Here is a 5911-nt window from a genome sequence, read left to right as displayed (position 1 = left end):
GAGCACCGCCCACGCCTGCTCCGCCAGGGCCGGTGTCGCGGCGGCCACGACCGTGCCGCCGTCCAGCGGTTGCCGACCGTCCGGTCCGGTGATCACGCCGCCGGCCGCCTCGATGATCGGGATGAGGGCCACGATGTCGTAGGACTTCAGGTCGGACTCGACCACCAGGTCCACCCGGCCCGCGGCGAGCATGCAATAGGCGTAGCAGTCCCCGCCGAAGCGCTGCAGGCGCACCCGGGTGGCGAGGTCGTCGTAGCGTCGGCGCAGCTCACCGTCCCCGAACATCGACGGGTGGGTGGTGTACATGATCGCCTCGGACAGCTCGTCGCACCCCGACACGTGCAGATCGAATGCCTCCGGCCCGTCCGATCGGCGACGTACGGTGGCGCGTCCGTGGACCGCGGCGAAGGTCTCCCCCAACACCGGTTGGTCCATCCACCCGGCGACCGCCCGGCCGTCCTCCACCACCCCGACGAGCGTGCCCCACCCCGCCATCCCCGTGAGGAAGGCCTTGGTGCCGTCGATCGGGTCGAGATACCAGGTGCGGGGGGCGTCCGGGGGCCCGGACTCGCCGTTCTCCTCCCCCACCACCCGGTCCCCCGGCGCCATCGACGAGATCCCGGCCCGCAACAACGCCTCGATGTCGCGATCGGCCTCGGTCACCGGGTCGTACCCCCGCCCCCCGCCCTTGTCGCCGGCGACCAGCGCCTCGAGCTCGCCGTGGAAGTGGCGGCGGGCGATCCTGCCGGTGGCGGCGAGCAGCTCGTCGAGGTGCTCGATCAGGTCAGGGTCCAGGGGGCGGTCGGGCCTCGCAGTCATGGCCCCATGGTGCATCACGGCCACCGGTCGCACGCCGGATCACACCGCGACATACTCGTTCCCACCCCTCTACACGTGCCCATCCGGATAGCGTGAGCAGACCGAACCGCACGGACGGAGCCGAGATACGTTGAACGACCTCGTGGACTTCATCTCCACCCGCCGGCTCCAGCTCGCCACCGACTCCTGGCAGCACGTCAGCGCGACCGTGCAGGCGGTCCTGCTGGCCACGCTGCTGTCGGTGGCCGTCGGCGTGGCGGTGTACCGCAGCAGGGCCGGCTCCGCCGTGGCCACCGGCCTGGCCGCCACCGCGCTGACCGTGCCCTCGTTCGCGTTGCTGGGACTCCTCATCCCGATCCTGGGGCTGGGCGTGCTGCCCACCATGACCGCACTGGTGATCTACGCGGTGCTGCCGATCCTGCGCAACACCATCGTCGGACTCGACGCCGTCCCCGCGGCCACCGTGGACGCCGCGCGCGGGGTCGGGATGAGCCGGATCGGGGTCCTGGGCCGGGTGGAGATCCCGCTGGCGTGGCCGTCGATCCTCGCCGGGATCCGCGTGTCCACCCAGATGTCCATGGGCATCCTCGCGATCGCCGCCTACGCCAAGGGCCCGGGCTTGGGGAACCTGATCTTCGCCGGGCTCTCCCGGGTGGGGACGCCCACCGCGCTGCCGATGGCGCTCACGGCGACCGTCCTCATCGTCGTCCTCGCGCTCGTCCTCGACGCGCTCCTCGTCCTCCTCGGACGCCTCACCATCAGGGGGAACCAGTGACCACACCCACCGCGCACGACGCCGGCGCCGTGTCCGGGGTGCCCATCACCCTGGACGACGTCACCAAGGTCTACCCCGGCCAGGACCGACCGGCCGTCGACCACGTCTCTCTCGAGTTGCCCGCCGGACGCACCACCGTGTTCGTGGGTCCCTCCGGCTGCGGCAAGACCACGACGATGCGGATGATCAACCGGCTGATCGAACCCACCTCGGGGACCATCACGATCGACGGCCAGGACAACCGGACCCTCGACGCCGACACCCTGCGGCGCCACATCGGCTACGCCATCCAGGCGTCCGGCCTGTTCCCGCACCTGACGGTCGCCCAGAACGTCGGGACCGTGCCCCGGCTCCTCAAGTGGAGGAAGTCGCGCGTGGCGGACCGCGTGGACCAGATGCTGGAGCTGGTGGGCCTCGACCCGGCCGACTACCGCGACCGCTACCCCGCCCAGCTCTCCGGTGGCCAGCAGCAGCGGGTCGGGGTGGCGCGCGCCCTGGCCGCGGACCCGCCGGTGCTGCTCATGGACGAGCCGTTCGGCGCCGTGGACCCCATCACCCGCGCCTCCCTCCAGGACGAGCTCATCCGCCTGCAGGAGGAGCTGCACAAGACCATCGTCTTCGTCACCCACGACTTCAACGAGGCCGTCAGGCTCGGCGACCGGATCGCGGTGCTCGGGCCCGGCTCGTCGGTCCTGCAGTTCGACTCCCCCGAGGCGATTCTCGCCAACCCGGCCGACGAGACCGTGGCCGGCTTCATCGGCGACGACGCGGCGTTGAAGACACTGACCCTCCGGCGGGTGGGGGACGTGGTCCTCGGAGAGGCGACGACGGCGAGGGAGTCGGAGGACCCGGCCGACTTCGCCTCCCGCGTACGCGGGACGGACGACGAGTGGGCGGTGGTCCTGGACGACTCCGGGCGCCCCCTGCGCTGGGTGCGCGGGGACCTGGTGGCCCGGATGCCCGACCTGCGTTCGGGTGGCCAGCCGGTGGCCGGCACCGTGACGGTCGACTCCACGCTCCAGGAGGCGCTCGACGGGCTGCTCTCGACCGCCAGCGCGACCACCGTGGTGGTCGACCGTTCCGGGGCGTACCGGGGGACGATCGGCATCGACGACCTGGTGGGAGAGCTCCGGCGCATCCACCACCACCACAACGTCCCCGGTTCCCCGGACCCCGCGGAGCGCTCGTGAGCGCCGCGGCGACCGCGTCCCGCGCCGCGTCCCGCGCGGACTCGGCCCGGTTGGTGGTCCAGCCGGTCCTCATCACGCTGGCCGCGGTGGGCGTGCTGTGGTGGGCCTTCGGGTCCGAGCTCGACGAGACCCAGAGGGCCTCGCTCAACGCCTCGTCCATCACCCAGCGCACCCTCGAGCACGTCCAGATCACCTTCACCGTGGCCGCGATCGTGGTCGCGGTCGGGGTGCCGCTGGGGATCCTGCTCACCCGCCGCCGGATGGGTTTCCTCGCGCCCGTCGCCATCGGGATCGCCAACGTCGGCCAGGCGGCACCGGCGATCGGGTTGATCGTGCTGCTGTTCCTGGCCACCAACCGGACCGGCTTCTGGATCGGCGTCCTGCCCGTGGCCGTCTATTCACTGCTCCCGGTGCTGCGCAACACGATCGTGGGGATCCGGAACGTGGATCCCGCGCTCATCGACGCCGCGAGGGGACAGGGCATGACGACGAGCCGGGTCCTGCGCACGGTCGAGTTGCCGCTCGCGGTGCCGTTCATCCTGGCCGGGCTCCGCACCACGCTCGTCCTGGCGGTCGGCACCGCCACGCTGAGCTTCCTGGTGGACGCGGGCGGGCTGGGCATCTTCATCGACACCGGCTATCGACTCCAGGACACCACCACACTCGTGGTGGGTTCCGTCCTGGCGGTGTGCCTGGCCCTGCTGGTCGACTGGCTCGGCGGGGTGGGCGAGGTCCTGTTCAACCCGAGGGGGCTGCGATGACCACCGTGAAGCGACTCCTCGCCTCGTGTCTGGCCACCGTGCTCGTGGCGACCGGGTGCGGGCTGAGCGACGGCGGGTCCGTGCCCCTGCCCGTGGGCCCCGGCCCGGACGGCACCGTCCCCGCGCTCGAAGGGGTGCGCGTGACGGTCGGCGGCAAGGACTTCACCGAGGGCGTGATCAGCAGCTACCTGGTGGAGTTCCTCCTGGCCGCCGCCGGGATGGAGGTCTCCGACATGTCCTCGCTGGCCGGGTCCAACAGTTTCCGGCAGGCCCTGGTCACCGGCCAGGTGGACATCGGGATGGAGTACACGGGCACCGCGTGGATGAGCTATCTCGGCAACTCGGAACCCATCCGCGACCCCGAGGGTCAGTGGGTGGCCGTCCGGGACGCCGACCTCGAGGCCCACGACATCCGGTGGCTGCCCCCGACGACCGTCGACAACACCTACTCGTTCGCCATGAGCCGGGCCACCGCGGAGGAGACCGGGCTGCGCACGTTCTCCGATTACGCCCGGCTCGTCCAGACCGATCCGGACTCCGCCGTGACCTGCATGGAGACCGAGTTCTCCGTGCGCCGTGACGGCTGGCCCGGGCTGGCCGAGGCCTACGGTTTCGACGCGGCCACGGTCCCGGTGCCGATCATGCAGCCCGGGATCATCTACCAGGCCACCGCCACCGGCCGGGAGTGCCGGTTCGGCGAGGTCTACACCACCGACGGCCGGGTCAAGGGCCTCGACCTGGTTGTCCTGGAGGACGACCAGCGCTTCTTCCCCGTCTACAACCTCGCCACCGTGGTGCGGGGCGAGTTCCTGGACGCGCACCCCGAGATCGAGGAGGTCCTCGCGCCGCTCGTCGAGGTCCTCGACAACGAGGTGATGGTCGAGATGAACATGCGGGTCGACGTCGACGGCGACGATCCGGCGCTGGTCGCGAGGGATTTCCTGGTGGACCGGGGACTGGTCTCCGCGGAGTGACCGCGCGTCCGGTCGTGCAGAGCGCGGCGAAGAGGCGAACAATCGGGGTCAGGTACCCGAGGAGGACACTCATGACCAGGAACCCGCTGGCCGCGATCCCGAGGTCGGCATCGCGCCTTCCGCGGATGGCGCCGGACATGACGCTGCTTCCGGCCGGTCGGATCGTCACCCTCACCGACGACGTCACCACCAGGCTCTACGACACCGGCGAGGAGCACCTCACGCCGGTCGTCCTGCTGCACGGGATGGCCGCCACCGGGATGCTCAACTGGTATCAGACCTTCCAGCGTCTGCGGGGCGAGTACCGGCTCATCGCCTACGACCAGCGCCGCCACGGGATGGGCCACGGCGGCCCGTTCGACTTCGGGGCGCTGGGCGAGGACGTGCTGCGCGTCTCCGACCACCTGGAGTTGGAGAAACCGGTGATCGGCGGGTACTCGATGGGCGGCATCGTCGCCCAGCTCGCGGCCCGTCGCGACCCCTCCCGCCTCGGCGGACTGGTGTTGGCCGCCACCGGTACCGGTGCCCAGCGCAACGCGCTGGAGAAGATCACGATGGGATCGCTGACCCGGGGAGCCCCCGTGCTCAACGCCGTACCCGTCGAGGTGGCCAGGGAGATCGGCGACGAGGTGCCCAGCGCCTACACCTGGGCGATGCGGGAACTGGCCTCCGTGCCCCTCGCGACCCACAGGACGGTGATCACGGAGGTGGCCCGGTTCAACTCCACGTCGTGGCTCCACGAGCTGGAACTGCCCGTCGCGGTCGTCAAGACCATGCGCGACATCGCCTTCCCCCGGTGGATCCAGGACGAGATGGCCGATCTGTTGCCGCACAGCGCGGTGTTCCCGATCAGCGCCGGCCACGCCGCGTGCGCGACCCATCCCGGGACCTTCGCCCGTCGGATGCGCACGGCGATCGGCTGGGTGGTGTCCAACTCGCATTGAGGACGCACCGCGATCGCCGAGGCCGGCGCCGTCGGCGCGGTCGGTGCCGTCGGCGCTGTCGGTGCTGCTACAGCGCGGAGTACCGCACGGCCGTGATGACGAAGACGACGATCGCGACCCCACCGAGGACGACCCCGACCAGTCCCCGGCGCGGGTCCGGCTCCTGGTTGGTGAGCCACCCCGTGGGCCACCGCGCGAGCAACCCGAAGGCGACGGCCATCAGCGCGGCGAGGAACGCGATGATGTTGAGCAGTGGAACCCAGGACAGCGCCAGGGACCCCACCCCCAGCACCAGTGACCGGGTGCCCAGGTCCATGCCCTCGGACGATCTCTTCCTCGGGGAGGCGGCGTCGGAACGGGGGCGCAGCGGCATACGGCCAGCCTAACCGCGCCGCCCGGAAATCGGCTCAGCCCAGGAACTGCTAGGAGCGTGGGTCAGTAACACGCC

The 5911-nt window shown here is 71.2% G+C and carries 7 protein-coding genes; 5 read left to right on the top strand and 2 right to left on the bottom strand.

Features of this window, described 5'->3' with window-relative positions:
* Positions 1 to 819 (bottom strand): inositol monophosphatase family protein (locus G6021_RS04730; protein ID WP_182640757.1); only part of this gene is annotated, 819 nt, incomplete at its 3' end.
* Between the two features lie 130 nt (positions 820 to 949).
* On the opposite strand from G6021_RS04730, the gene G6021_RS04725 reads away from it, so the two are divergent.
* From G6021_RS04725 to G6021_RS04705, 5 genes are all read left to right on the top strand, one after another.
* Entirely contained in the window at positions 950 to 1594 is a 645-nt protein-coding gene (locus tag G6021_RS04725; protein ID WP_182609363.1) for an ABC transporter permease, read from the top strand.
* Positions 1591 to 2784, top strand: a complete 1194-nt coding sequence (locus G6021_RS04720; RefSeq protein ID WP_182609364.1) for an ATP-binding cassette domain-containing protein — start codon at positions 1591 to 1593, stop codon at positions 2782 to 2784. Before G6021_RS04725 ends, G6021_RS04720 begins: the two co-directional genes overlap by 4 nt.
* On the top strand, positions 2781 to 3545 hold the full coding sequence (locus G6021_RS04715) for an ABC transporter permease (protein WP_182609365.1): 765 nt from the start codon (positions 2781 to 2783) through the stop codon (positions 3543 to 3545). Before G6021_RS04720 ends, G6021_RS04715 begins: the two co-directional genes overlap by 4 nt.
* Positions 3542 to 4519 carry a glycine betaine ABC transporter substrate-binding protein gene (locus G6021_RS04710; protein WP_179523640.1) on the top strand — a complete coding sequence of 326 codons (978 nt, stop codon included), beginning with the start codon at positions 3542 to 3544 and terminating at the stop codon, positions 4517 to 4519. The genes G6021_RS04715 and G6021_RS04710 overlap by 4 nt, the downstream gene beginning before the upstream one ends.
* 71 nt (positions 4520 to 4590) lie before the next feature.
* Entirely contained in the window at positions 4591 to 5463 is an 873-nt protein-coding gene (locus G6021_RS04705) for an alpha/beta hydrolase (RefSeq protein WP_241732516.1), read from the top strand.
* 67 nt (positions 5464 to 5530) lie between these two features.
* On the opposite strand, the gene G6021_RS04700 is transcribed toward G6021_RS04705, so the two are convergent.
* Complete coding sequence (locus tag G6021_RS04700; protein ID WP_182609366.1) at positions 5531 to 5836, bottom strand: hypothetical protein; 306 nt, start codon at positions 5834 to 5836, stop codon at positions 5531 to 5533.
* Positions 5837 to 5911 lie beyond the last annotated feature (75 nt).

The organism is Dietzia sp. CW19, assembly GCF_014145265.1.
In the GTDB taxonomy this organism is placed as follows: Bacteria; Actinomycetota; Actinomycetes; order Mycobacteriales; family Mycobacteriaceae; genus Dietzia; species Dietzia natronolimnaea.
Note: the sequence above shows the minus strand (reverse complement) of the source record. Positions and strands in the feature narration are given on the sequence as shown.

Coding starts and splice junctions, on each gene's coding strand:
- G6021_RS04710 (WP_179523640.1), top strand. CDS start 3,542: ATGACCACCGTGAAGCGACTCCTCGCCTCGTGTCTGGCCACCGTGCTC.
- G6021_RS04705 (WP_241732516.1), top strand. CDS start 4,591: ATGACCAGGAACCCGCTGGCCGCGATCCCGAGGTCGGCATCGCGCCTT.
- G6021_RS04700 (WP_182609366.1), bottom strand. CDS start 5,836: ATGCCGCTGCGCCCCCGTTCCGACGCCGCCTCCCCGAGGAAGAGATCG.